This is a genomic window from Pseudarthrobacter sp. PvP090 (assembly GCF_040547365.1).
In the GTDB taxonomy this organism is placed as follows: Bacteria; Actinomycetota; Actinomycetes; order Actinomycetales; family Micrococcaceae; genus Arthrobacter.
Window position 1 is genome coordinate 169,046 of the sequence record NZ_JBEPPO010000010.1, and the last position, 24,128, is coordinate 193,173.

22 protein-coding genes are annotated in these 24,128 nt (G+C 66.2%); 9 read left to right on the top strand and 13 right to left on the bottom strand.

Annotation, left to right across the window (positions count from 1 at the left end; all coding sequences use genetic code 11):
• The first annotated feature begins 10 nt into the window (after positions 1-10).
• On the top strand, positions 11-1,063 hold the full coding sequence (locus tag ABIC21_RS13520) for an Lrp/AsnC family transcriptional regulator (protein ID WP_354350908.1): 1,053 nt from the start codon (positions 11-13) through the stop codon (positions 1,061-1,063).
• Positions 1,064-1,104: 41 nt separating this feature from the next.
• Here ABIC21_RS13520 and ABIC21_RS13525 read toward each other — a convergent pair whose 3' ends face one another.
• Positions 1,105-1,413, bottom strand: coding sequence for a hypothetical protein (locus tag ABIC21_RS13525; protein ID WP_354350909.1), 309 nt, complete (start codon positions 1,411-1,413; stop codon positions 1,105-1,107).
• 576 nt (positions 1,414-1,989) lie between these two features.
• On the opposite strand from ABIC21_RS13525, the gene ABIC21_RS13530 reads away from it, so the two are divergent.
• Positions 1,990-2,340 (top strand): DUF3846 domain-containing protein, encoded by a 351-nt coding sequence (locus tag ABIC21_RS13530; RefSeq protein WP_354350910.1) that lies wholly within the window; start codon positions 1,990-1,992, stop codon positions 2,338-2,340.
• A gap of 51 nt (positions 2,341-2,391) precedes the next feature.
• Here ABIC21_RS13530 and ABIC21_RS13535 read toward each other — a convergent pair whose 3' ends face one another.
• From ABIC21_RS13535 to glyA, 9 genes are all read right to left on the bottom strand, one after another.
• A complete protein-coding gene (locus tag ABIC21_RS13535; RefSeq protein ID WP_354350911.1) occupies positions 2,392-2,601 on the bottom strand; it encodes a hypothetical protein in 210 nt (69 codons plus the stop codon).
• Positions 2,602-2,626: 25 nt separating this feature from the next.
• Positions 2,627-3,526: a pyridoxal 5'-phosphate synthase lyase subunit PdxS gene (gene pdxS, locus ABIC21_RS13540; protein WP_354350912.1), complete on the bottom strand. Its 900-nt coding sequence runs from the start codon at positions 3,524-3,526 to the stop codon at positions 2,627-2,629.
• Between the two features lie 81 nt (positions 3,527-3,607).
• Positions 3,608-4,492 (bottom strand): formyltetrahydrofolate deformylase, encoded by an 885-nt coding sequence (purU, locus tag ABIC21_RS13545; protein ID WP_354350913.1) that lies wholly within the window; start codon positions 4,490-4,492, stop codon positions 3,608-3,610.
• Between the two features lie 3 nt (positions 4,493-4,495).
• Entirely contained in the window at positions 4,496-5,911 is a 1,416-nt protein-coding gene (locus ABIC21_RS13550) for an L-serine ammonia-lyase (RefSeq protein ID WP_354350914.1), read from the bottom strand.
• Positions 5,911-6,546: a sarcosine oxidase subunit gamma gene (locus tag ABIC21_RS13555; protein ID WP_354350915.1), complete on the bottom strand. Its 636-nt coding sequence runs from the start codon at positions 6,544-6,546 to the stop codon at positions 5,911-5,913. The genes ABIC21_RS13550 and ABIC21_RS13555 overlap by 1 nt, the downstream gene beginning before the upstream one ends.
• Positions 6,539-9,475, bottom strand: a complete 2,937-nt coding sequence (locus ABIC21_RS13560; protein WP_354350916.1) for a sarcosine oxidase subunit alpha family protein — start codon at positions 9,473-9,475, stop codon at positions 6,539-6,541. Before ABIC21_RS13560 ends, ABIC21_RS13555 begins: the two co-directional genes overlap by 8 nt.
• A complete protein-coding gene (locus ABIC21_RS13565; protein WP_354350917.1) occupies positions 9,472-9,891 on the bottom strand; it encodes a sarcosine oxidase subunit delta in 420 nt (139 codons plus the stop codon). Before ABIC21_RS13565 ends, ABIC21_RS13560 begins: the two co-directional genes overlap by 4 nt.
• 14 nt (positions 9,892-9,905) lie before the next feature.
• Positions 9,906-11,126: a sarcosine oxidase subunit beta family protein gene (locus tag ABIC21_RS13570; protein ID WP_354350918.1), complete on the bottom strand. Its 1,221-nt coding sequence runs from the start codon at positions 11,124-11,126 to the stop codon at positions 9,906-9,908.
• Entirely contained in the window at positions 11,123-12,463 is a 1,341-nt protein-coding gene (glyA, locus tag ABIC21_RS13575; protein ID WP_354350919.1) for a serine hydroxymethyltransferase, read from the bottom strand. The genes ABIC21_RS13570 and glyA overlap by 4 nt, the downstream gene beginning before the upstream one ends.
• Positions 12,464-12,689: 226 nt before the next feature.
• Here glyA and ABIC21_RS13580 point away from each other — a divergent pair, with 226 nt between their 5' ends.
• From ABIC21_RS13580 to ABIC21_RS13590, 3 genes are all read left to right on the top strand, one after another.
• The gene (locus ABIC21_RS13580; RefSeq protein ID WP_354350920.1) at positions 12,690-14,078 is read left to right on the top strand and encodes an MFS transporter; all 1,389 of its coding nucleotides are present in this window, start codon (positions 12,690-12,692) and stop codon (positions 14,076-14,078) included.
• A 61-nt stretch (positions 14,079-14,139) separates the two neighbouring features.
• Positions 14,140-15,396 (top strand): aminopeptidase P family protein, encoded by a 1,257-nt coding sequence (locus ABIC21_RS13585; RefSeq protein WP_354350921.1) that lies wholly within the window; start codon positions 14,140-14,142, stop codon positions 15,394-15,396.
• 84 nt (positions 15,397-15,480) lie between these two features.
• The gene (locus tag ABIC21_RS13590) at positions 15,481-16,305 is read left to right on the top strand and encodes an IclR family transcriptional regulator (protein WP_354350922.1); all 825 of its coding nucleotides are present in this window, start codon (positions 15,481-15,483) and stop codon (positions 16,303-16,305) included.
• Between the two features lie 23 nt (positions 16,306-16,328).
• On the opposite strand, the gene ABIC21_RS13595 is transcribed toward ABIC21_RS13590, so the two are convergent.
• A complete protein-coding gene (locus ABIC21_RS13595; RefSeq protein WP_354350923.1) occupies positions 16,329-17,909 on the bottom strand; it encodes a PucR family transcriptional regulator in 1,581 nt (526 codons plus the stop codon).
• A 106-nt stretch (positions 17,910-18,015) separates the two neighbouring features.
• On the opposite strand from ABIC21_RS13595, the gene ABIC21_RS13600 reads away from it, so the two are divergent.
• Together ABIC21_RS13600 and ABIC21_RS13605 are read left to right on the top strand one after the other, a co-directional pair.
• Positions 18,016-19,569 carry a purine-cytosine permease family protein gene (locus tag ABIC21_RS13600; protein ID WP_354350924.1) on the top strand — a complete coding sequence of 518 codons (1,554 nt, stop codon included), beginning with the start codon at positions 18,016-18,018 and terminating at the stop codon, positions 19,567-19,569.
• Between the two features lie 28 nt (positions 19,570-19,597).
• Entirely contained in the window at positions 19,598-20,401 is an 804-nt protein-coding gene (locus tag ABIC21_RS13605) for a creatininase (protein WP_354350925.1), read from the top strand.
• Positions 20,402-20,661: 260 nt separating this feature from the next.
• On the opposite strand, the gene ABIC21_RS13610 is transcribed toward ABIC21_RS13605, so the two are convergent.
• Positions 20,662-21,462, bottom strand: a complete 801-nt coding sequence (locus tag ABIC21_RS13610) for a CPBP family glutamic-type intramembrane protease (RefSeq protein WP_354350926.1) — start codon at positions 21,460-21,462, stop codon at positions 20,662-20,664.
• A 121-nt stretch (positions 21,463-21,583) separates the two neighbouring features.
• Between ABIC21_RS13610 and ABIC21_RS13615 the strand changes: the two genes are divergently transcribed.
• Positions 21,584-22,057, top strand: coding sequence for a MarR family winged helix-turn-helix transcriptional regulator (locus ABIC21_RS13615; RefSeq protein WP_354350927.1), 474 nt, complete (start codon positions 21,584-21,586; stop codon positions 22,055-22,057).
• Between the two features lie 89 nt (positions 22,058-22,146).
• The gene (locus ABIC21_RS13620; RefSeq protein WP_354350928.1) at positions 22,147-23,604 is read left to right on the top strand and encodes an MFS transporter; all 1,458 of its coding nucleotides are present in this window, start codon (positions 22,147-22,149) and stop codon (positions 23,602-23,604) included.
• A gap of 179 nt (positions 23,605-23,783) precedes the next feature.
• Here ABIC21_RS13620 and ABIC21_RS13625 read toward each other — a convergent pair.
• Positions 23,784-24,128 (bottom strand): DinB family protein (locus ABIC21_RS13625; protein WP_502935997.1); only part of this gene is annotated, 345 nt, incomplete at its 5' end.

Consider the following 24,128-nt stretch of genomic DNA (forward strand, 5'->3'; position numbering starts at 1 on the left):
GGAATCATGCATGGACGGAGGAGGTTCCGTGGACATCAGTGAGGAAGACCTTCAGCTGATCAACGCACTGCAGATTGCGCCGCGGATCAGCTGGTCGGATGCCGCCGGCGTCCTGGGCGCCCACGCCACCACCCTGGCCGCCCGCTGGGATCGGCTCAAGGCCTCCGGCACCGCCTGGAGCACGGCTCATTTGATGGGAGATCCGAAGCAGATGTGCCTGGCGCTCGTGGACGTGGACTGCGAAATGACGCTGCGCGCCGACGTCACCGCCGCGCTGGCGGCCATCCCCGAAGTGGTCACGGTGGAGGAGGCTGCCAGCAACCGCGACCTCATGCTGACGGTCATCACGCCCACGCTGGCCCACTACAGTGGCCACGTGATGCCGCAGTTCAGGAAGATCCCGGGTCTCATCAAGTACCAGACGTCGCTGTGCACGCGGCTGTACTCCGGCGGTTACGCGTGGCGGCTGAACGTCCTGGACAAGTCGCAGATGGCCGCCCTCCAGGCTCTGGCGGGGCCCGAGGCTTCCGGCCCGGCCACGGCAGGGAATCAGGGTGCGCCGCTGCCGCAGAGCCACCTGGACCTGATCCCGTTCCTGGCCCGGGACGGGCGGGCGGCGGCGGCGGACATTGCCCGCGCCCTCGGACGCAGCCCGGCCACGGTCCAACGGCAGCTGAACCGGGTGCTGGCCAGCGGTGTCCTCTCGTTCCGGTGCGAAATCGCACAGAAATACTCGGGGTATCCGGTGACCTGCCAGTGGTTCGCCAACGTCCCGCCGGGCCAGCATGAGGCCGCCGCGGCCGAGCTGCGCAGCTTCCGCAACCTCCGGCTCAGCGCGTCCACCACCGGGCGCACCAACTTCGTGATCCTGATGTGGCTGCATTCCCTGGCGGATGTCCTGAACGCTGAACAGGCCCTCCAGCTGCGGATCCCCGGAATCCAGCTCATGGAAAGTGCGGTGGTGCTCAACGCCGCCAAGCGGGTCGGCTGGATGCTGAACCCGGACTCGACGGCGACCGGCGCCGTCGTCGTGCCCGCGGCCGAGCTGGCACCAACGACGTGAGGACCGGGGGAGCCCCGGCCCTTAGGAGAAGCGTCTGCGGCCTAATTCTTCTTCCAGTGCTTCGGCCACTTAACGTTCAACAGCAACAGTCCCAGCAGGAGAGCGTCAATGGTCATGATGGCAGCCATGAGATAAGCCCAGCCGATCATCATGCGCTGCTCACCGCCGACCGACAGCACGAAGTGTGGGGGTGCATCCGAATGCCCATGACAATCTCCTGACCTGGAATCCCCCCAGACACTCGATAGTCGTCCCAGTGTGCCACGGCGGCGCCCCGGAGGGAACGGCGCAGACGCGAAGGTGAAGACAACCGCCTCTGTCCGCGCCTCGTCGGCAAGCAAAGCAGCCACGTCGTGGAGCGGGCTGACCCAGTGGCGTTGCTGCCCGCCCCGTGGTTGTTGAACGGTACGCCACGATCGCCTTGGGAGGGGGAGTCCGCGAGGATTCCGCCGCTCCTGCGCCGTGGGCGGCGAGGAAAAGTGAAATTTGCTGCATATCTTTTGCCTCCACATCGGTTCCATAATGTGCGCGACCCGCGACGACTGGCATTAAAAATTTAAGTGGGTATGGTGATGGGTAGATTGCATTTTAGAAAGGCGTGGTTCAATTGTCAGGAAAGTCTCCTAGAAATAGCAGTGCCAAAAAAACGGGAAAGTCGATTCTCGAAAAGAGGGCCGAAAAAAGGGCAAAAAACGAAACCGGCGAGAATCTGTTCGCAAAGCCGCGCAAAAACCAGCGGTGACATGCCGCCCATGACGGTCCACCAGCCGCATGGGGGCCGGGTTGTTCTGCGATGAAAAGGGCCGCGGGGAGCGGACGATTCCCGCCGCATCTAAATGCCCCGAATGAGCATCGTCTAATTCCCGATTGGACCCTATTATAAGCCTTTCGGGGTCGCCAACCGTTAAGCACAGAAAGGACCAGTCATGCGCGCAAAACGCATCGCCCTGGTTATCCCGGCACGCCTAAGTCAGCCCGTCCGCGTCGAAAAGATCGACACGGCCCTGGCCGCGCGACAGACCTTGGTTGAAGGAAACGTCGGAGCAATCACGAGTAAAGATTGGCACGTTTATCTGAACGACGAGGCAGACTCTATCCCCCTGCCCCTGAACGCCCGTGCCGAAGTGCTGATCCGCGAAGCAGGTTTACATCTTGAGGAGGCCGTCAGTGGGACGGCTGTTTTCCTCGGCCACCAAGACAACGGCGATGAAGCAGATGCGCCGGCACACCTGCTCCAGCTGGCCGAACGCCTCTTCGGCAGCGGAATGGCCGCTTAGGTACATTCATCCGCGGAGTGGGATGCGCTACTTTACGGACATTGCCAAAGGTCAGCGGAGTAACGCGGAGCCGGCCCATGCTTCGTAGCCTTGGGCTTTGTCGATCATTTTCCGCGGATTGTTGCCTTCCGGGGCAAGCCAGAGGATGTTGGAGTCTTTTGTGGCGTGGTCAACGAGGCCTGTGCGGACGGTGTCTCCTTCGCGCCGGATTTCCACTGTCGCACCGATCAGGTGGGACCAGTCGTCATGACGGATGATCAAGTTTGTTCCTTTCAGAGTGTTGCTGTTACCAGCCGCGCTCGGCGAGGCGGTGCGGCTGCGGGATCTCGTCCACGTTGATGCCGACCATGGCCTCGCCCAGGCCGCGGGAGGCCTTGGCGATCTCTTCCGGATCGTCGAAGAAGGTGGTGGCCTTCACGACGGCGGCGGCCCGCTGGGCCGGGTTGCCGGACTTGAAGATGCCGGAGCCGACGAAGACACCGTCGGCGCCGAGCTGCATCATCATCGCGGCGTCGGCCGGGGTGGCGATCCCGCCGGCGGTGAACAGGACAACGGGGAGCTTGCCGGTGGCGGCAACTTCCTTGACCAGTTCGTACGGCGCCTGCAGTTCCTTCGCGGCGACGTAGAGCTCGTCCTCGGCCATGCCGGCGAGCTTCTTGATCTCGGCACGGATCTGGCGCATGTGGGTGGTGGCATTGGAGACGTCGCCGGTGCCGGCTTCACCCTTGGAGCGGATCATGGCCGCGCCCTCGTTGATGCGGCGCAGGGCCTCACCGAGGTTGGTGGCGCCGCAGACGAAGGGAATGGTGAAGTTCCACTTGTCGATGTGGTTGGCGTAGTCGGCCGGGGTCAGGACCTCGGACTCGTCGATGTAGTCCACGCCGAGGGTCTGAATGACCTGGGCCTCGACGGAGTGGCCGATCCGGACCTTCGCCATGACCGGGATGGACACGGCCGCGATGATCGCCTCGATCATGTCGGGATCGGACATGCGGGACACGCCGCCCTGGGCGCGGATGTCGGCGGGAACGCGTTCCAGCGCCATGACTGCCACGGCTCCGGCATCCTCAGCGATGCGGGCCTGCTCGACGTTGACGACGTCCATGATGACGCCGCCCTTGAGCATCTCCGCCATGCCGCGCTTGACGCGGTTGCTGCCCGTAACGCTGGGAAGTGGCTGATTCACTGATGTCTCTTTCGTAGTTGTGGATTTAACGGGCGCGCCGTGGTGACACGGCTACCGCCGGACCCCTGGGTGGGTCCGCAGCTAGCGCAGCACGACGGTCCGGTTGCCCTGGAGGAAAACGCGGCCCTCGCAGTGCCAGCGGACGGCGTTGGAGAGTGCCTTGCGTTCGGTGTCGCGTCCGGCTGCGACGAGATCCTCGGCGCCGAAGGTGTGGTCCACCTCCACTACCTGCTGGGAGATGATCGGTCCCTCGTCGAGCTCGGCGTTGACGTAGTGCGCGGTGGCGCCGACGGTCTTCACGCCGCGGGCGTGCGCCTGGTGGTAGGGCTTGGCGCCCTTGAAGCTGGGCAGGAAGGAGTGGTGGATGTTGATGGCGCGGCCATCCAGGCGGCGGGTGAGCTCGTCGCTGAGGACCTGCATGTAACGGGCCAGAACCACCAGTTCGACGTCCAGCCGGTCGACGAGTTCCATCAGGGCCGCTTCGGCCGCCGGCTTGGTGTCTGCCGTGACGGGCACATGGAAGAACGGGATGCCGTGCCATTCCACGATGCCCCGGTGGTCCGGATGGTTCGAGACGACCGCGACAATATCGATGGGCAATTCCCCGATACGTGCGCGGAACAGCAGGTCGTTGAGGCAATGCTCGAATTTGGAGACCATGACCAGGACCCGGCGCTTCGCCCCGTGGGCGCGCAGTTGCCATTGCATGCCGAATTTCTCGGCCACGGGCGCGAAGGCCTCCTCAAGCGAACCAAGGGTGGCCGGTCCTCCGGGGGAGTCTTCGGCCACGGCGAAGTGGATCCGCATGAAGAAATGGCCGTCGTCCTGGGAGTCGAATTGCTTGCTTTCCAGGATGTCGCAGCCTTGTTCGAGCAGGAATCCGGACACGGCGTGGACGAGGCCCCGTGTTTCCGGGCAGTCGAGGGTCAGAACGTATTCATCGACGCCGCTAGTCAGGGTATCCACGGTTCAGCACTCGATCACATTCACGGCGAGGCCTCCACGGGAAGTTTCCTTGTACTTGGTTTTCATGTCCGCTCCTGTTTCGCGCATGGTTTTGATGGCTTTGTCCAGCGACACTTTGTGGCTGCCGTCGCCGTGCAGGCACAGGCGGGCGGCGTTGATGGCCTTGACGCTGGCAATGGCATTGCGTTCGATGCAGGGGATCTGCACCAGTCCGCCGACAGGGTCGCAGGTCAGCCCGAGATTGTGCTCGATCCCGACCTCGGCGGCGTTCTCCACCTGCGCCGGGGTGCCGCCCAGAACCTCGCACAGCCCGGCGGCCGCCATGGAGCACGCCGATCCGACTTCGCCCTGGCAGCCGACCTCCGCCCCCGAGATGGAGGCATTGATCTTGAACAAGATCCCGACGGCGGCCGCCGTCAGCAGGAACCGGATGACGCCGTCGTCGTTGGCCCCGGGAACGAACTTGACGTAGTAGTGCAGGACGGCCGGCACGATCCCGGCCGCGCCGTTGGTGGGGGCGGTGACGATCCGGCCCCCCGCGGCGTTCTCCTCGTTGACCGCCAGGGCGAACAGGTTCACCCATTCCATGGCGAGCAGCGGGTCCGCGGGCACCTGGACCGGGGACGGGTTCCTCGCCGCGGCTTCGGCGCTGACGGCGAATGCCGCCAGCGTCCGGAACAACGCCGGGGCGCGCCGTTTGACGTTCAGCCCGCCGGGCAGGATTCCCTCCGCGCTGCAGCCGTTCTCGACGCACTGGCGCATGACCGCCCAGAGGGCCAGGAGCCTCTCCCGGAGTTCGGCTTCGCTGCGCCAGACGAGCTCGTTGGCGAGCATCACGTCGGCGATGGACATGTTCTCGCGGGCACAGATTTCCAGGAGCTCGTCGGCGGTGGTGAAGGGGTACGGCAGGACGGTGTCATCCGCCACGACCTGATCAGCGCCCTGGGCGTCGCCGTCAACGACGAATCCGCCCCCGATCGAGTAGTAGCTCCGTTCCTTGAGCACTGCCCCGGTGTGGTCCAGCGCCCGGAAGGTCATGCCGTTGGGATGGGCCGGCAGGGACTTGCGGCGGTGCAGCACCACATCCTCGTCCCAGTTGAAGTCCACCCGGTGCTCCCCGCCGATCCGGAGCTCGGCATCCAGGGCAGCGGCCGCCACCTGGTCGTCCGCGGTGGCGGTGTCCACCGTGTCCGGGTCCTGGCCCTGCAGGCCCAGGACCACGGCCTTGTCCGAGCCGTGGCCCCGGCCGGTGGCGCCGAGGGAGCCAAACAGTTCGGCCTGCACCCTCGCGGTCACGCTCAGCTGCCCGTCGCTTTTGAGCCCGTCCGCGAACCGTTTGGCTGCCCGCATCGGGCCGACCGTATGGGAGGAGGACGGCCCGATGCCAACAGAAAACAGATCCAGGACGCTGAGCGCCATCAGGGAACCTCGGGGGAGGCGTATTCGCGCATGGCGTCGAGGAGCCAGCGGCCAAGGAACTCCGCAAAGGAGGCCCGCGGGAAGAGCCGGTAGGTCTCCTCCGCGGTCTTCCACAGAGTGGCCGGGATGCCGCCGATCTCCGTGGACAGCGCCGTGCCGGCCGTGAAGACGCGGGGATGCAGATCCAGGGAGCAGCCCTTCTCCAGGACAGCCCGCGCCCGGGGACCGGAGAGTTCGAACGTGGTGCGGTTGGCGGAGAGATCCACCACCTGGCCCGCGCCGTCGCCCAGTGCCTCAACCAGCGCGCCGGGCAGGTCTCCGCCCAGGCTTTCATGGGATTCCGCGGGGGCCACGAGCAGGAATTCGGCAGGACCCAGCCACAACACTGCGGTCCCGCCGCTGCCGCGGACCTCCCCTGACGCGGACGGCAGGCCGCCGGTCAGGGCGCCCAGCTGTTCCCCGGCGTCGCCGGCCGGATCAACCCGGAGCCCGACCATGGTCAGGAACGGCACTTCCCGCAGCTCCACAACGGCCGCAACGGATCCGGCTTCAAAGGCTGCCTTCAGGGGCGACGCCGGGCTCTTCCGGAGGGTCTGGATCTTCTTGGAATTCTCGAGTGCTGCTGTGTCAGCCATCTTTGCGGGCCCCTTCAGAGTCAAAAAGTACGGTTTCTGCGACGACAACGTCCACCAGCTGGTCCCCGGCGGCGGCCACGAGGGTTTCGCCGATGCGGTTGCGGCCGTTCTTGATCAGGGCGAGGGCAAATGACCTGCCCAGCGCCGCGCTGTGGTAGCTCGAGGTCACGAAGCCCTGCATCGGCACGGGGCCGTAGGCGGGGTTGACGGTGATGCCCCGCTCCACCAGCTGGGTGCCTTCCGGCAGCCGGATCGTGCCGTCCACGGGAAGGACGCTGACCAGGTGCTTCCGGTCGGTGCGGCCGGCGTCCTGGCGGGCGTAGGACCGTTTGCCGATGAAGTCCTTGGCCTTGGACACCACCCATTCCATCCCGGCGTCCTGCGGGGTGACGGTCCCGTCGGTGTCCTGGCCGACGATCGGGTAGCCCTTTTCGGCCCGCAGCACGTGCATGGTTTCGGTGCCGTAGGGGGTGATGTTGAATTCCGCTCCGGCCGCTGCCACGGCTTCCCAGGTGTTCAGCCCGTACCAGGACGGAACGTTGATCTCGTAGGCGAGTTCGCCGGAGAACGAGATCCGGCAGACCCGGGCCTGCACGCCGGAGGCGAGGGTGGTTTCGCGGAAGGTCATGAACGGGAAGGCTTCCGCTTCCAGCCCGCCGTCGGCGGCAAGCTGCGGTGCCACCTTTGCGAGTACCGCGCGGGATTTGGGTCCGACGACGGCGATGGTGCTCCACTGTTCCGTGACCGAGGTGCAGTGCACGTCCAGGTCCGGCCATTCGGTCTGCAGCCATTCCTCCAGCCAGTCGAGTACCTTGGCGGCGCCGCCGGTGGTGGTGGTCATGAAGTACCGGTCCGGATCAAGCCGGAGAGTGACGCCGTCGTCGAAGATCATCCCGTCAGGGGTGCACATGACGCCGTAGCGGGCCGAGCCCGGGGCGAGCTTCTTGAACGCGTTGGTGTAGATGCGGTTCAGGAACTCGCCCGCGTCCTTGCCGCGGATCTCGATCTTGCCCAGGGTGGTGGCGTCCATGAAACCCACGGATTCGCGGACGGCCGCGCATTCGCGCAGCACCGCAGCGTCCATGTCTTCGCCGGCCTGCGGGTAGTACCAGGGCCGCTTCCACTGCCCGACGTCCTCGAAGAGGGCGCCGTGGGCGACATGCCAGGGGTGGATAGAGGTCAGGCGGGCCGGGTCGAAGAGTTTACCGCGCTGGCGCCCGGCCAGGGCGGCGAACGCCACGGGGGTGAAGGGGGCGCGGTAGGTGGTGGTGCCGATGTCCCCGATGCCGCGGGACGCTTCGCCGGCCTGCCGCAATGCCGCGGCGATGACGCCGATGGCGTTGACGCCGGACGTCTTGCCCTGGTCGTTGGCGGTGCTGATCGAGGTGTAGCGCTTGATGTGTTCCACCGAGCGCATGCCGGCGCCGGTGGAACGCAGGACGTCGGCCACGGACTGGTCGCGCTGGAAGTCCACGAAGTGGTGGTGCCAGTCATCCGGGCCGCCTTCCTGCCCGGGGACCAGCCAGAGCTGGCGGGTCGGCGCGGACGCTTTTGGTTCGCCGAGGGGTGCGGGTTCGACGGAGGATGCGAAGCCTGCGGCGATGGCGGCTGAGGCTCCGGCGGAGATGCCCTCGGTCAGGCAGTCCTCGAGTTCGAAGCTGCCGCGGCCGGAGCCGATGGTCTGCTGGTTCGGGACCACGGTGCTCGGCACGAAGGCGGCGAGCTCGTCGTCCCAGCGCAGCTTGCCCTGGCGCTGGGAGTGCAGGTGTACCACGGGGGACCAGCCGCCGGAGACGGCGAGCAGGTCGCAGGCGAGCTGTTCGACGCCGGAGGTAAGTTCGCCGCCGTCGTTGATGCTCCGGACGGTGACGCCGGTGAGGCGCTCCTCACCGGTGGTGTTGGCAACGGCGCTGCCGATCAGCACGCGGGTGCCGGATGCGCCCGCTGCGGCGGCTGTTTCGCTCAGCTGCGGGCGGGCGTCCACGACGGCTTCGACGCGGATGCCCGCGGCCACCAGGTCCGCGGCCAGGCTGTAGGCGCTGTCGTTGGTGGTGCTGATGACCACGCGCGAACCGGCGGCCACGGCGTAGCGGTTGAGGTAGCTGCGGACCGCGGAGGCGAGCATGATGCCGGGGCGGTCGTTGTTTTCGAAGACCAGCGGGCGTTCGTGGGCGCCCGGTGCCAGGATGACCTGGGCCGCGCGGATGTGCCAGATCCGCTGGCGGGACACGCCGGGGGCGGCCGGGCTGGACAGGTGGTCGGTGCGGCTCTGGACGGCGATGACGTAGTTGGCGTCGTAGGCGCCGAAGGCGGATGTCCGGTTCAGGACGGTGCTTTCGGCTCCCGAGACGAGTTCCGCTTCCACGTCCGCTACCCATTCCAGGGCCGGCTTGCCTTCGATGGTCTCAGCCAGTCCAGGTGCAGTGGAGCCGGAAAGGAGCGATCCGCCCAGTTCGGGCTGGTCGTCCATGAGGATCACCCGGGCACCGGTGCGGACGGCCTCGCGGGCCGCGGCCAGGCCGGCGGGGCCGCCGCCGATGACCAGGACGTCGGTGTGGACGTACTTCTTGTCGTACTCCGCGCGGTCCTCTTCGGGATCCAGACGGCCCAGTCCGTTGAGCAGTTCTGCCTTCAGGCCGTCCACCAGGGTGACGGTGGTGGCGGGGAGCATGGACTCAGCCACGTGGCCCGGGAACCGGGGTTCAATACGAACCAGCGCGTTGGATTCCTCCACCCCGGCGGACATGATGCCGCGGGGCCGGTCCTCGTACAGCGAGTTGCCGGCGGCGATGCGGCCGTTGGCAAGCAGGGCCGAGGCGAGGGTGTCGCCGGGGTGGCCGGTGAATTCCTCGCCGTCTACGGTGAAACGCCAGGAGATGGTGCGGTCGATGCGTCCGCCGGCGTCGAGGCGGGCGTTCTGGGAAGTCACTTGGTTGCTCCTTCCGGGGCGGTGGCGCTGGCGGGGGCTGTGCTGGTGGCAATGCTCGTTGCAGCGATGCTGGGAGCCGCGGTCCCGGTGGTGGTGCTGTCCGGGGCGGTGCTGGCGGTGCCGGATTCAGGCGCCGGGGCGGCTTTGTCCGGACGGGCGGCGCCCATCGGGTAGACAGCCTGGATCTCGTAGGTGACCGTGTCGCGGAGCATGTTGAACCACTGGCGGCAGCCGGTGCTGTGCAGCCAGCGTTCGGCGAAGGCGCCCTTGGTGTTGTCCCGGTAGAACAGGAACTCGGCCCATTCGCGGTCGTTCAGTTCGTTCGGGTTCTCCGGATAGGCCACGTGGGCCTGGCCGCCGTAGTGGAACTCGGTCTCGTCCCGGGGGCCGCAGTTGGGGCATGAAATGAGGAGCATGTCCGGACTCTCTTCTAGTGGGCCACGGCGGCGGCGCCGTGTTCGTCGATCAGGGCGCCGGTTTCGAACCGCTCCAGCGCAAACGGCTTGTTCAGTTCGTGCGGCGTTCCCGTGGCAATGGTGTGCGCAAAGGTGAGGCCCGCGGCCGGGGTGCCCTTGAAGCCGCCAGTGCCCCAGCCGCAGTTGACGAACATGTTCTCCACCGGGGTGGTCCCCACGATCGGGGAGGCATCGAGGGTGGTGTCTACGATCCCGCCCCAGGTCCGGAGCACGTGGGCCCGGGCGAAAATCGGGAAGAGCTCGACGGCGGCCGCCATCTGGTGCTCGATCACATGGAAGGATCCGCGCTGGCCGTAGCCGTTGTAGGAGTCGACGCCGGCGCCCATCACCAGTTCGCCCTTGTGCGCCTGGGAGACGTAGACGTGGACGTGGTTGGACATGACCACCGTGGGGTGGACGGGTTCGTGCAGTTCGGACACGAGTGCCTGGAGGGGGTGGGACTGGATGGGCAGCCGGAACCCGGCCATTTCCGCCAGGACCGAGCTGTGTCCGGCCGCGCAGAGGCCGACCTTTTCGGTGTGGATGGTGCCGCGGTTGGTCTTGACGCCGACGACGCGGTTGCCGTCCTTGAGGAAGCCGGTGACTTCGCAGTTCTGGATGATGTCCACGCCCAGTTCGTCGCACTTGCGGGCAAACGCCCAGGCGACGTGGTCGTGCTTGGCGATGCCGGCGCGCGGCTGGTACGTGGCGCCCATGACCGGGTAGCGGATGTTGTCATTGATGTTCAGGATGGGGCAAAGTTCCTTGACCTGCTGCGGGTCCAGCCACTCGGCGTCCACGCCATTGAGCTTGTTGGCCCCGACCCGGCGCATGCTCTCGCGCACATCGCCCAGGGTGTGGGCCAGGTTCATCACGCCGCGCTGGCTGAACAGGAAATCGTACTCGAGCTCCTCCGGCAGGATCTCCCAGAGCTTCAGGGCGTGCTCGTAGATCGCCGCGCTCTCATCCCAGAGGTAGTTGGAGCGGATGATCGTGGTGTTCCGGGCCATGTTGCCGCCGGCCAACCAGCCCTTTTCCAGGACAGCAATGTTGGTCATCCCGTGGTTCTTGGCCAGGAAGTAGGCCGTGGCGAGGCCGTGCCCGCCGCCGCCCACAATCACGGCGTCATAGCTCTTCTTGGGGTCCGGGTTGCGCCAAAGGAATTCCGGGTGCTCCGGAAGCTGTTCCGTGCTCATTGTGCTGCTCCAATCAGTTCTGCCTCAAGCGCCGGGGCCGCCGCCTTATTGCCAAGGTGCGGGTAGAGGGGGAATTTCCCCGCCAGGGCGCTGACGCGGCGGCGGAGGACGGCGGCGGTTTCGTCGCTGAGTTCGTTGTTGATGGCCGGTGAAGTGAGGGCGGAGGCGATGATGTCCGCCACCTCCGTGAATTCCTGGATGCCGAAGCCGCGCGTAGCGAGGGCCGGGGTGCCGATCCTCAGCCCGGAGGAGACCATGGGCGGGCGGGGGTCGAACGGAACGGCGTTGCGGTTGACCGTGATGCCGATCTGGTGCAGCCGGTCTTCGGCCTGCTGTCCGTCCAGTTCCGAGTGCCGCAGGTCCACCAGGACCAGGTGGACATCCGTGCCGCCGTTGACCACCGAGATCCCGGCGGCGGCGACGTCATCCTTCAGGAGCCGGGACGCGAGGAGGCGGGCACCCTCGAGGGTGCGTTCCTGGCGTTCCTTGAACTCGGCCGACGCCGCGATCTTGAACGCAACGGCCTTGGCCGCGATCACGTGTTCCAGCGGGCCGCCCTGCTGGCCGGGGAAGACGGCGCTGTTGATCTTGCGCGCATATTCCTCCTTGCTCAGGATCACCCCGCCGCGCGGACCGCCGAGGGTCTTGTGGGTGGTGGTGGTGACGACGTCGGCGTAGGGCACGGGGTTCGGGTGCAGCCCGGCGGCGACGAGGCCGGCGAAGTGGGCCATGTCCACCATCAGGTAGGCGCCCACGAGGTCCGCGATCCGGCGGAACTCGGCGAAGTCCAGCTGCCGGGAGTAGGCCGACCAGCCGGCGACGATCATTTTGGGGCGGTGTTCGAGGGCCAGGGCCTCGACTTCGGCCATGTCGACCAGGTGGGTGTGCTCGCTCACGTGGTACGGGACCACGTTGTAGAGCTTGCCGGAGAAGTTGATGCGCATGCCGTGGGTGAGGTGTCCGCCGTGCGCCAGCGAGAGCCCCATGATCGTGTCGCCCGGTTCAAGCAGGGCAAACATCGCGGCGGCATTGGCCTGCGCGCCCGAATGCGGCTGCACGTTGGCGGCTTCCGCGCCGAACAGCGCCTTGACCCGGTCGATGGCCAGTTGTTCGATCACGTCAACGTGCTCGCAGCCGCCGTAGTAGCGCTTCCCCGGGTAGCCCTCGGCGTACTTGTTCGTCAGGACCGAGCCCTGCGCTTCCATGACCGAGGCGGGGGCGAAATTCTCGGACGCGATCATCTCAAGCGTCGACTGCTGGCGGTCCAGCTCGTGGTCAATGGCCCGGGCGACGTCGGCGTCGACGCTGGCCAGGGTTTCATTCAGGGTGCCCGTCATGGCGGCCTCTTTCGGTTCAAGGAAACAGATAGACGAATGCAACAGTGTTGCGTTGAATGCAACTCTAGATCGCCAGCGGTGTTGCGTCAATCACTTTCTTCCAGGCCTTTATGTAAGCAGATTTCTTTTAGGGCCTACAAAAAGCTCTTGACTGTGTTTCAGCTCACGCATAATCTGATGCAACAGCGTTGCGTTCAATGCAACCCAAATTTTCATTGGTGGACATATGAGTAACGAACCAAACAAAGCGGCAACCATCCCGGATCACAGCTCCCGGCGGGCTCCGGACCCCGCAGCCTCAGAGCCTCCGACGACGGACGGGTCCGGCCCAGGCGGCGACGTCAGCAAGGAAACACGCCGGCGTGTGATCGCGGCCAGCTTTATCGGCAATTTTGTGGAGTGGTTTGACTACGCCGTGTACGGCTACCTGGCCGTCACTATCGCGGCGGTTTTCTTCCCCGAATCTGATGCTCAGACCGGGCTGCTGCTGACTTTTGCCCTGTTCGCGATCTCGTTCCTGGTGCGGCCCCTCGGTGGTTTCGTGTGGGGTCACATCGGTGACCGCGTCGGGCGCCGGACTGCCCTTTCCCTGTCCATCCTGATCATGTCCGGAGCGACGTTCTGCATCGCACTGATACCTGGCTACGACACGATCGGCATCTGGGCTCCGATCCTGCTCCTGATCATCCGCGTCGCCCAGGGCTTCTCAGCCTCCGGAGAATACGCCGGCGCCTCCGCATTCCTCGTGGAGTACGCCCCCGCCAACAAGCGCGGCCTCTACGCCGCCGTCGTGCCGGCAAGCACCGCAGCGGGTCTGCTTCTGGGCTCCCTGCTCGCGGGCCTGCTGACCACTCTGCTCAGCTCCGAGGCGATGCAGAGCTGGGGGTGGCGTCTGCCGTTCCTCCTTGCGGCCCCGATGGGCCTGATCGGGCGCTACATCCGCACCAAGCTCGAAGACACGCCTGTATTCCGCGAGCTCGCAGCAGAGGACCAGACCATCAAGGCCCCCGTCTTCGGACTCTTCCGCAATCACTGGCGGCTGCTGCTGAAGGCCGTCGGCGCGGTGCTGCTCAACGCCGTCGGCTTCTACGTGATCCTCAGCTACATGCCGACCTACCTGTCCTCCGAGCTTGGCCTCGGGGCAACCGAATCCTTCCTCGCAACCACCATCGCGCTGCTGACGTACATCGGATTCATTTTCCTCACCGGAATGCTCTCCGACCGCTACGGCCGCAAGAAGGTGCTCATCGCCGCATCCCTCAGCTTCATCGTGCTGACCGTTCCCGCCTTCGCCCTGCTGGGCACCGGAAACTTCCTGGTCATCGTCCTGGTCCAGATTCTGCTGGGCGCCATGCTAACGCTCAACGACGGCACGCTCCCCAGCTTCCTGGCGGAAATGTTCCCGACCCGTGTCCGGTATAGCGGCTTCGCCGTCAGCTTCAACCTCTCCAACGCGCTCTTCGGCGGCACCGCACCCTTCATGGCAACCCTCCTGATCGCAGCCACGGGCAACGACCTGGCCCCAGCCTGGTACCTCGTAGCGGCCGCAGTCATCTCCCTGGTCGCCGTCGTGCTCTCCCGCGAAACCAGCAAGGAACCGCTGACTCACGAATAATCCCAGTCCACTCCCAACTTTCCTGACGAAACGAACAACACCGAAGAAAGGCACCACCATAATGACTGTCACAACATCTGCCAACGCCTCATCGATCTCCGAACTGGAGCGACTGAAAGTCCTGCACAACGGACAGAAGGAAAAGCTGACTTTTTCAGACGCCGAGTTTGAACGCCGGCTGTCCGGCCTGCGCCGGATCATGGACGAGAAGAACTTGGACGCCGTCGTCCTGACCAGCTACCACTCCATCAAGTACTACTCCGACTTCCTGTTCACCTACTTCGGCCGCTCCTACGCCATGGTGGTCACCAAGGACGACACCGTGACCGTCACGGCCAACATCGACGCCGGCATGCCCTGGCGCCGCAGCTACGGCGACAACGTGGTCTACACGGACTGGCGCCGGGACAACTACATCTTCGCCATCCAGGAGGTGCTCCGCACCCGCGGCATCAACCCGCGCCGGATCGGCGTCGAAGACGACTCACTCCCGCTGGACAACCGCAACAAAATCCAGGCCGCCTTCGAATCCGCCACCCTGGTCGACGTCGCCCAGGCGGCCATGCGCCAGCGGATGATCAAGTCCGCCGAAGAGATCGAGGTCATCAAGCACGGTGCCCGCATCGGCGACCTGGGCGGCGAAGCCATCCGCAACGCCATCACCGCCGGGATCACCGAATACGAGGTCGCCCTGATCGGCACCGAAGCCATGGTCCACGAAATCGCCCGGACCTTCCCGGATTCCGAAATCCGGGACACCTGGGTCTGGTTCCAGTCCGGCATCAACACCGACGGCGCCCACAACTGGGCGACCACCCGCAAGATCCAGGAACACGACATCCTGTCCCTGAACTGCTTCCCGATGACCTCCGGCTACTACACGGCCCTGGAACGCACCCTGTTCTACGGCGAACCCGACGCCCGCTCCCTGGAGCTGTGGAACATCAACGTGGAAGTCCACAAGCGCGGCCTCGAACTCATCAAGCCGGGTGCGGTCTGCAAGGACATCGCCGCTGAACTCAACGAGATCTACGTGGGCCACGGCCTGCTGGCCAACCGGACCTTCGGCTACGGGCACTCCTTCGGCGTCCTCAGCCACTACTACGGCCGGGAGGCCGGACTCGAGCTCCGCGAGGACATCGACACCGTGCTGGAGCCGGGCATGGTGGTCTCCATGGAACCCATGATCACGGTCCTGGACGGACAGCCGGGCGCCGGCGGCTACCGTGAACACGACATCCTGGTGGTCGGCGATGACGGCGCCGAGAACATCACCAAGTTCCCGTTCGGTCCCGAATACAACATCGTGGGCGCCTGACCACCTTCTGACCCGCAGTGAAGCGGCGCCACGTTTCGACGTGGCGCCGCTTCCGGGCCTCCGTACGGAATGATGGGAGTCACCATGAGTCCAGAAGAATCTGCTGACACCACCGGAAACGGCGACACCAAGGGCACCTCCGTCATCGTCAACGCCATCGCCGTGCTGCGGACTTTCACCGCCGACGAGCCGCTGCTGGGCGTCACCGAGATCGCCAGCCGCGTCGGCTTGCACAAAAGCACCGTGTCCCGGATCCTGGCCACGTTCGAGCAGGAACACCTCGTGGAGCGCGATCCGGAGACCCGCCGGTTCCGGCTGGGCCTGGGCCTCATCGCCGTTGCCGGCCCGCTGCTCGCGGAACTTGAGGAACGGCGCGTGGCCTACCCCGTCCTGCGGGAACTCACCGAACAGACCGGCGAAACCAGCGCCCTCATGGTCTGGAACGGGTCCGAGTCGATGTGCGTGGAACAGATCGCCAGCCACCACCAGATCAAACACACCACCCCGCTGGGAGCCCGCTACCAGGACGCCATGAGCGCCTCCGTGCAGGTGTTCCTCTCCGCCGAACCGGCCGAGCGTGTCCGCGCCCTGCTCCGCAGCGGAACCATCACCTACCCGGGGCTGGACGATGCCAGCCTCGACGGCTACCAGATCAAACTCAGCGACGTCGTCCTCCGCGGGTGGGCCATCAACTACGGTGAATCATCCATCGACGAAGTCGGAGTGGCCGCGCCCGTCTACGACCACCGCGGCGACATCGTGGCCGCCGTCCTCATCCCGGCACCCCGGTTCCGCGTCTCCCGCGAGCGGCTGCAAAGCCTGGGCGAAGCGTGCGCCGCCGCTGCGCGACAGGTTACCGCGCGCCTCGGCGGACGTCCGCCCGCGATCCGAGAGCCCGGCCAACGCTAGGAAACTCAAGCCAGCCTGGCTGCTCAGGCCAGCCGGGCGAGCCGGGCGGCCAAATGCAGTGCCGCCAGCCGTCCCGAGTCCCGCGGGTCACCGCCACACAGCTCGAAGATCCGCCGCAGCCGCTGGTGCATCGACTGCCGTTCCACATGAAGTTCGCGGGCCGCATGGGCGGTGTTGCAGCCGCAGTCCAGCCACGTAGCCAGGGTGTCGAGCAGCCGCGAATTCCGCTGGGCGTCATGATCCAGGAGTGCGCCCAGTTGCTGGCGCACGAAGTTCCGTCGCTGGTACGGGTCCAGCGACTGTACGGTGAGACGCTCCACCGCTAAGGCCTCGGCGTCGATCACGGGCCGGTGCACGCCGCCGTTTCCCGGACGGGCCTGCTGCGGGGACGCCGCCAATTCCAGGGTGAGCTTGGCTTCCGACAGCGACCAGGGTGCGTCCGAAATTCCGGTCACCAGGGGACCCACGGCCGCGAGTGTTCCGTCCATCGCCGGCAGCTCCCCGAGACCCGCCAGGAGCCGCTGCCGGCTCTCTTCCGAGGCATCCCCGCCCAGGCTGGCCACTGCGAGAAGCTCGGCGTTATCGACATAGGTGGCATGGGACTGCGCCGCCCGCGACAGATGCTGTTCCAGGGCTGTCCGCAGCTGGTGGGAGATGTCCGAACGAACCACCACGGCCACGAGCGGGGCGGCGACCGGAATTCCGGCTGCTGACGCCAACTGCTGCAGCCGCCAGGGCTGGCTGCCCGAATCAATCGCACGGATCAGCGCGGCTCCGGCAACCTCCCGCAACCCTGGAGACATCCGCTGCAGCATGGCCAGGGCCAGAATGTCCACGGAGCGTTTTCCGGCTGTCCGGGCAAGATTCTCGTCCTCGTCTGCCGGAACCCGGAGCAACAGCTGCGCGGCAAGGATGCCACGCACCGGAACGTCGATGTGGATCAGGCGGGCATGTTCCTGCTGCCCGGGCTCCTGCATCCCGGGCGCGGGCTCGGGCGCCGCGGTACTGCCGGGGCCGTCGTCGGCGGCCTCGGCGTACTCTGGCGTTGCACTGGCCAGGGGCGCGCCCGTGAGGGACGCCAGGGTCACCTCACAATGGGTGATGCCGGCCAGCACGGCCAGGATCCGGTCCAGGCTGCCGCCGTGGGCCAGCTCGACGGCCATCGCGTGGCTGGCTTCGTCCGCCCGGCGCAACTGGGAAACCGACTCACTGACCAGCGACGAGTTGATCGCCTGCATGACACTGACAAACGGCACCACCTTGCGCAGCTCGATCAGGGGAAGGCCGGCCGCTTCGGCAGCGGCAATCATGGAGGACGGCAGTGAAGGAAGGGCGACGCCGGTTTCGATGGCCAGGGCCGCCACTCCCCGCTCGGCCAGTTGGCGGATGTACGTGACCCGCCGCTCTTCGGAGGCGAGGGCGAGGGCCTCCCCTCCCGTCAGCAGGAGCTCCCCGCCCTCAAGTAACGGCGCGATGTCCAGAATCTCACTTGAGTGGATCCAGCGAAGCTGGGTCCCCGCCGCGCGGCCTGCCGCCGCACGGATGACGGGATCGGCGGCTGTGAGGCTCGGGTGATCGAGGACATCTTGCAGGCGTATAGACATGACACTCCGTCGCGTGAAGTATGGATTAACTAGACACATCATATATAGGCGGATGTGGCATGGGCCACATAATCTTGAAGGAACCCACTCAGTCACGGAGGCTCCAATGCGTGAAACCCGCCCCAAGATTTCGGTCAGCCCCGCTCCAGCGGTTCCCTCCGGTCCAGTGGTCAATGAGGACCACGTAGACCATGAGGCCTGGCTTCAGCCCATTCCTGAGTCCCAGCGGACCCATAAAGTTTCCGGCCAGTTCTGGATCTGGGCCGGCGCCAACCTCGCCCCGATCAACTGGGTGCTCGGCGCCCTCGGCATCCACCTCGGCCTCGGTTTCGCCGACACTGTCACCGTTCTGGTTTTGGGGAACCTGATCGGCATGCTGCTCTTCGGCTGCTTTGTGCTGCTGGGCCAGAAGACGGGGGCCACGGGCATGGTCCTCGCCCGGGCTGCCTTCGGCCGGCGCGGGAACTACCTTCCGGCGGCCATCCAGGCGCTGCTGGTCATCGGCTGGTGCGCGGTCAACACCTGGATCATCCTGGACCTGGTGATGGCGCTGTTCGGCACCCTGGGATGGGTGGACCCGACGGCCCAGAACTACGGCTGGAAGATCGGCGTCGCCACGGCCATCATGGCCGCGCAGGTCGCCATTGCCTGGTTCGGCTACAAGGCCATTGCCGCGTTCGAGAAGTGGACCGTTCCGCCGACCATCATCATCCTCGCGGTGATGTCCGCCGTCGCCTGGTTCGGGATGAAGATCAACTGGTCCTACGCCGGACCGGCCGGCAACATCCTCGAAGGTTCCGAGCGCATCGCCGCGATGAGCGCGGTCATGACGGCGATCGGCATCGGCTGGGGCATCACCTGGTTCACCTACGCCGCCGACTACTCCCGCTTCGTCAGCACCGAAGTGCCCAAGCGCAAGCTCTACCTCGCCTCGGTCCTGGGTCAGTTCATTCCCGTCGTCTGGCTCGGCATCCTGGGCGCCAGCCTGGCCACCAACAGCGGCGAGATCGACCCCGGCAAACTGATTGTCCAGAACTTCGGTGTCCTGGCGCTCCCGGTGCTCCTGATGGTCCTGCACGGGCCGATCGCCACCAACATCCTGAACATCTACACCTTCTCTGTCGCGACGCAGGCCCTCGACATCACCATCAGCCGCCGCAAGCTCAACCTGTTCGTCGGCGTGTTCTCGCTCGCCGCCGTCGTCTTCTTCATCTTCCAGGAGGACTTCGCCGCCGTACTGGACGCGTGGCTGATCGGGCTCGTCGCGTGGGTCGCCGCCTGGGGCGGCGTCATGCTGGTGCACTACTTCTGGATTGAGAAGCGCTGGCCCAGCGACCCCGCCCGGCTGTTCGACGCCGTGGGCACCAAGCGCCTCCCCGGCGTGAACCCCGCCGGCATCGCCTCCCTGCTCATCGGCATCTTCGCCACCTGGCTGTTCATGTACGGGCTGGTACCGGCAATGCAGGGCCCCATCGCCGTCGCCCTCGGCGGCTGGGACCTGTCCTGGCTGGCCGGCGGCCTGTCCAGCGCCACGGCCTACGCCCTGATGGGCCCGCGCTACCACCGCAAGTACCTGCAGGTACCCGGCACCGAGGTCACCACAGAACCCGCTCCGGCCCGCATCACCGACCTTCCCGCCGCCGCCCCCGCCGGCCTCTGACCAGCACTCATCGAGGAGCATCACCAGCATGGACAAGTCAGTATTTCTGGAAGACCTGGACGCCTTTGCCTACCGCGAAGCCTTGGCATCCGGGGAGGCGATTGTTCTCATTCCCGTGGGGTCCCTGGAGCAGCACGGCCCGCACCTTCCGCTGGGAACGGACACTATCCTGTCCTCCCACTTCGCGGAGGGAGTCGCCCGGCGGCTGGGTGCACTGGTTGCCCAGCCAATCGCCTACGGGTACAAGTCGCAGCAGAAGTCCGGCGGCGGCAACCACCTCCCGGGCACCGTCAGCCTGGATGGCGCCGCCCTCATCGGCGTGGCGCGCAACCTGGTCAAGTCCTTCCTCAACCAGGGCGTCCGGCACGTGGTCTTCATCAACGGCCACTTCGAGAACTACCAGTTCCTCTACGAGGGAATCGACCTTGCCCTGGACGAGTTGGGCATTGGGCCCGGGGCACAGCAGAGCGTGCTTCTGCTGTCGTACTGGGACTTTGTCAGCCAGGAAACGCTGACGCAGGTCTACCCCGACGGCTTCCCGGGCTGGGACATCGAACACGGCGGGGTCCTGGAAACCTCACTCATGCTCCACCTCGAACCGGCCCGGGTTGCCATGGACCGCCTGGTCGACGGTCCTGCCGCCGTCCTGCCGCGCTTTGACAGGCTCCCGGTGGTGCCGGAGCGGACACCCGCCACCGGTTGCCTGTCATCGGCCGCAGGGTCCAGCGCAGTCAAGGGCGGGCTGCTGTTCGGGCAGGTGGTCGGAGATCTGGCCGTTGACCTCGCAATCGAACTGGTCCGTGAACCCGCGCCCGCAGCTGTTCCGGTGTAGGGCACAACGATCCACAGGGCAGTGCGAACTCAGGTGCCGCGGGGAGACTTCCCCGCGGCACCTTTTTCTGTCCCACGTTCCGGATCTGTTCCCGCGCACCGGCGTAGCTGCGCTCCTGCCCAGTTACCTCGTCGGAGCAGGCCCGGCCGCGGCGTGTCGCCTGGTCTGGACCGCTTCCTGGGTCAGTAACTGGGCGGGAGCGCGGGATCCTCCGCTTACTTTGAGCTGGCTGCCCTGTTGTCCAGCCGGCGAACGCGTGCTCAGTACAGGAAAATCGGCAGCCAGTCGCGGTTGTGGGCGTGCACCAGCGCGAGGAGCAGCACGAAGTCGAAGGTCAGGTGCACGGCCACGACATAGGTGAGGGACTTCGTCAGCTTGAAGGTGTAGCCCTGCAGCAGCGCGAAGGGCAACGTCAGCAACGGCCCCCAGGCCTGGTAGCCGATCTCCCACAGGAACGACGAGAACACCACGGCTTGCAGGATGTTGGCCAGCCAGTCCGGAAAGTGTTGCCGCAGCAGGGTGAACATGGTGCAGATGAAGAACAGCTCGTCCCAGATGCCGACGGCGTTCACGCCGAGAAAGAGCCGCCAAAAGATGACCGGGTCGGAGGCGTCCGGCCAGTTTTGGTAGACGCCGGTGCGGATCAGGTATGCGGGCAAAATGAAGTATCCGAGCAGGACCACGCCGATCAGGTATAACTTCGCGGCCAGTGGCCATTTGCGGCCGGTGTTCACCGGAAACCTGATGATCCTCTCGCCGTAGACGAACCGCGACACCAGCCACGGCACCAGCACAGCCAGGGCGAGGGCGCCGCCCATGAGGACGATGTGCTGGGTGCTCAAGTCAGCGTTCAGCGGCACCACGCTGATGATGACCATTCCCGCCGCGATCAGGGCGAGGTGCCGCATTAATACGCGGTCAATGAAAGCCGCCGTGACCAGGCCCAGGGCAAGCACACCGTAGCCAAGGTCATTCTCGGCGACGAAAAGCAGCACGCCGGACGCCGAGACCAGCCCCGCCGGCATCAGCTTCCAGCTGAGCGCGGTACGTGGACTTTCCATCGAGATCGATGTCACCCCACCAGCATGCCAGTGCCGTCCATGGGGCGGAACGGTCCCGGGGCAGCCACCTTGGGCAAGGGCGCTGGGCAGGCTGGTCCAGCCCGAAGCCTATGCTTATGGAATGGAAAGTGTTGCCGAAAAGGACGGACCGGCGAAGGCTGTGGACCACCGGGCCCTGGCCGTCTCGGTGATCGACGTTTCCGCCGATATCCGCCGGAAGTCGCTCAATGACACCGGCGTCCGGCCACTGTCCAACGGAGTGCTGGAGATCCTCCGGGTCATCGAAAGCCACCCCGGCATCACGGTCGCGGAAGTCGCCTCCCGCCTGGGCCGCCAGTTCAGCAACGTCAGTGTCCAGCTCCGCGAACTTGTCGCCGCGGGCCTCGTCACGCGCACCCGTGACGCCGCCGACAAGCGCTATGTCGCCCTCCATCCCACCGCCGAATCCCAGCGGATCAAGGCGCTCCTCGAAGGCGCCTGGGCAGAAGCGCTGGCCGCGGCGAGCTCCCGGCTGCTGCCCGAAGAGCGAGAGCAAATCGCGGCCAGCCTGCCCGCCCTTCAACGCCTCGCCGCGATCCTCGGGGAGCCCGAGTAACCCATCTCACCGTCAACACCGGCCAGAAGCACGACCGCATAATAGTTATACTTACATAAGTATTATTACTTTGAAGGGTGGAGGCGGGCGTGGCAACACAGTTGGCAGATGCAGGCGTACAACGGGGGAGCAGGCCCAAAAGCCGCTGGTGGGCGCTGGTGTTCCTGGCCCTCGCGCAATTCATGGTGGTGCTTGATGGCACGATCGTGAACCTGGCGCTGCCGCGCCTCCAGATCGAGATGGGCATCAGCGACTCGACGCGTTCCTGGGTGGTCACGGCCTACGCCCTGGCCTTCGGCGCCTTCCTGTTGCTCGGCGGACGGATCGCGGATTTCTGGGGCCGCAAGCGGACCTTCATCGTGGCCGCCGTCGGCTTCGCCGCCGCGTCCCTGCTGGGCGGCATCGCGCAGCAGCCGTGGGAGCTGATTGGCGCACGAGCCCTGCAGGGTGTCTTCGCCGCACTGCTGGCCCCGGCGGCGCTGGCCCTCCTGACCGTCGCCTTTCCGGGCGGCAAGGACCGCGGCACGGCGTTCGCGATCTTCGGCTCCATCACCGGCGTCGGTGCCGCCGCCGGCGTCCTGCTGGGCGGGTTCCTGACGGAACACGTGAGCTGGCGCTGGTGCTTCTTCGTGAACGTGCCAATCGCCGTCGTCGCGCTCGTCGGCGTCTGGTCACTCGTCAGCGAAAGCAAGGCCCAGGGGTCCACGAAGTACGACTGGCCCGGGGTCATTCTGGCAGCCCTGGGCCTGGGGTCCCTCGTCTACGGGTTCACCAACGCGGAGCACGGCTGGGATGCCCCGGAAGCCTGGGGCTTCATCGCCGCCGGCCTCGTGCTCATGGTGCTGTTCGTCGTCGTCGAACGGAAGGTCAAGCACCCCCTCCTGCCGCTGCGCGTGGCCACCGAGCGCAACCGGGCAGCAGCCTTCCTGGCCTCGTTCCTGTCCGGCGCGGTCCTCATTGGCGGCATCCTGTTCATCAACTTCTACATCCAGATTGTGCTGGGCTTCGCCCCGTTCCTCGCCGGTCTCGCGTCGCTGCCCATGACCGTTGCGGTGATCATCACGGCAGGGCTTGTCGCGAAGAACCTGTCGAAACTCGGGGCCAAGATCCCGACGGCGGCGGGTCCGGTCTTTCTGGCGGCCGCGATGCTGTGGCTCACCCAGGTCAGCGCCGGGGGCAGCTACCTCGTCAACATGCTGCCCGCGCTGATCCTGATGGGCATCGGTCTGGGCATGGTCTTCGTGCCGATGCAGAACCTCGCCCTGTTCGGCGTGCACAAGGATGATTCCGGCGTGGCCAGCGCTTTGGTCAACGCCTCGCAGCAGATCGGCGGCTCCCTGGGTATCGCCCTATTCAGCACCATCGCCGCGGCCGGGGCTGCCGGCGGCGCCTCACTGGCCGCGCTGTCTGCCGGCTACTCCATGGTCTTCCTTTGGGCCGCGGGCGTTGCGATCCTGATCGCCCCGATCGCCCTGCTGCTCATCAACATCGACCGCAGGAAGTTCACCGGCACCGACGGCGACGCGCCCGTGGTCCATCTGGGCTGACCCTGGCGACGCCGGTCGGCCGCAGTTCGGGGGCACTTTGGCGCGGACACGCCGTCAACTGGGGCGCCGGCGTCCAGTACCGCACTCGAAGTGCCCCCGGAGGGATTCATCCAGGACGAAAACACGGAGAGCCCCCTCAGTGAGGGGGCTCTCCGTTTTGTTGCTGTGAATAGAGTGGCTCAGATCCACTTCGGCGCGGCCGGAACCGCGCCGTTGGTGGCCGCGGGTCCGGTGGCGGTGACGGCGCCGTTGCCGCGGCCTGCGGCCCATTCGACGACGGCCGCCAGGGGTCCGGAGACCACCGTGGGGGACGCCGACGTGGTGTCCCCGTAGGTGAGGCCGCGGTCCGTGACCTTGACCACGAGGCCCGCGTCGGTGCCGCGGGTCTTCCAGGCGCCGGTGATGTCCGCCAGCAGCCGCTCCAGGACGGGGACCGGGATGTCCCGGAAGGCGGCGCCGTTGGCGAGGTCGACGGCGTGCATCCAGACTTCGCGGCTGCGCATCCAGACCGTTTCCGTGGCAGG

Coding starts and splice junctions, on each gene's coding strand:
- ABIC21_RS13595 (WP_354350923.1), bottom strand. CDS start 17,909: ATGTCTATACGCCTGCAAGATGTCCTCGATCACCCGAGCCTCACAGCC.
- ABIC21_RS13550 (WP_354350914.1), bottom strand. CDS start 5,911: ATGGCGCTCAGCGTCCTGGATCTGTTTTCTGTTGGCATCGGGCCGTCC.
- ABIC21_RS13520 (WP_354350908.1), top strand. CDS start 11: ATGGACGGAGGAGGTTCCGTGGACATCAGTGAGGAAGACCTTCAGCTG.
- ABIC21_RS13570 (WP_354350918.1), bottom strand. CDS start 11,126: ATGAGCACGGAACAGCTTCCGGAGCACCCGGAATTCCTTTGGCGCAAC.
- glyA (WP_354350919.1), bottom strand. CDS start 12,463: ATGACGGGCACCCTGAATGAAACCCTGGCCAGCGTCGACGCCGACGTC.
- ABIC21_RS13565 (WP_354350917.1), bottom strand. CDS start 9,891: ATGCTCCTCATTTCATGCCCCAACTGCGGCCCCCGGGACGAGACCGAG.
- ABIC21_RS13600 (WP_354350924.1), top strand. CDS start 18,016: ATGCGTGAAACCCGCCCCAAGATTTCGGTCAGCCCCGCTCCAGCGGTT.
- ABIC21_RS13530 (WP_354350910.1), top strand. CDS start 1,990: ATGCGCGCAAAACGCATCGCCCTGGTTATCCCGGCACGCCTAAGTCAG.
- ABIC21_RS13615 (WP_354350927.1), top strand. CDS start 21,584: ATGGAAAGTGTTGCCGAAAAGGACGGACCGGCGAAGGCTGTGGACCAC.
- ABIC21_RS13605 (WP_354350925.1), top strand. CDS start 19,598: ATGGACAAGTCAGTATTTCTGGAAGACCTGGACGCCTTTGCCTACCGC.
- ABIC21_RS13610 (WP_354350926.1), bottom strand. CDS start 21,462: ATGGAAAGTCCACGTACCGCGCTCAGCTGGAAGCTGATGCCGGCGGGG.
- ABIC21_RS13580 (WP_354350920.1), top strand. CDS start 12,690: ATGAGTAACGAACCAAACAAAGCGGCAACCATCCCGGATCACAGCTCC.
- ABIC21_RS13585 (WP_354350921.1), top strand. CDS start 14,140: ATGACTGTCACAACATCTGCCAACGCCTCATCGATCTCCGAACTGGAG.
- ABIC21_RS13555 (WP_354350915.1), bottom strand. CDS start 6,546: ATGGCTGACACAGCAGCACTCGAGAATTCCAAGAAGATCCAGACCCTC.
- ABIC21_RS13590 (WP_354350922.1), top strand. CDS start 15,481: ATGAGTCCAGAAGAATCTGCTGACACCACCGGAAACGGCGACACCAAG.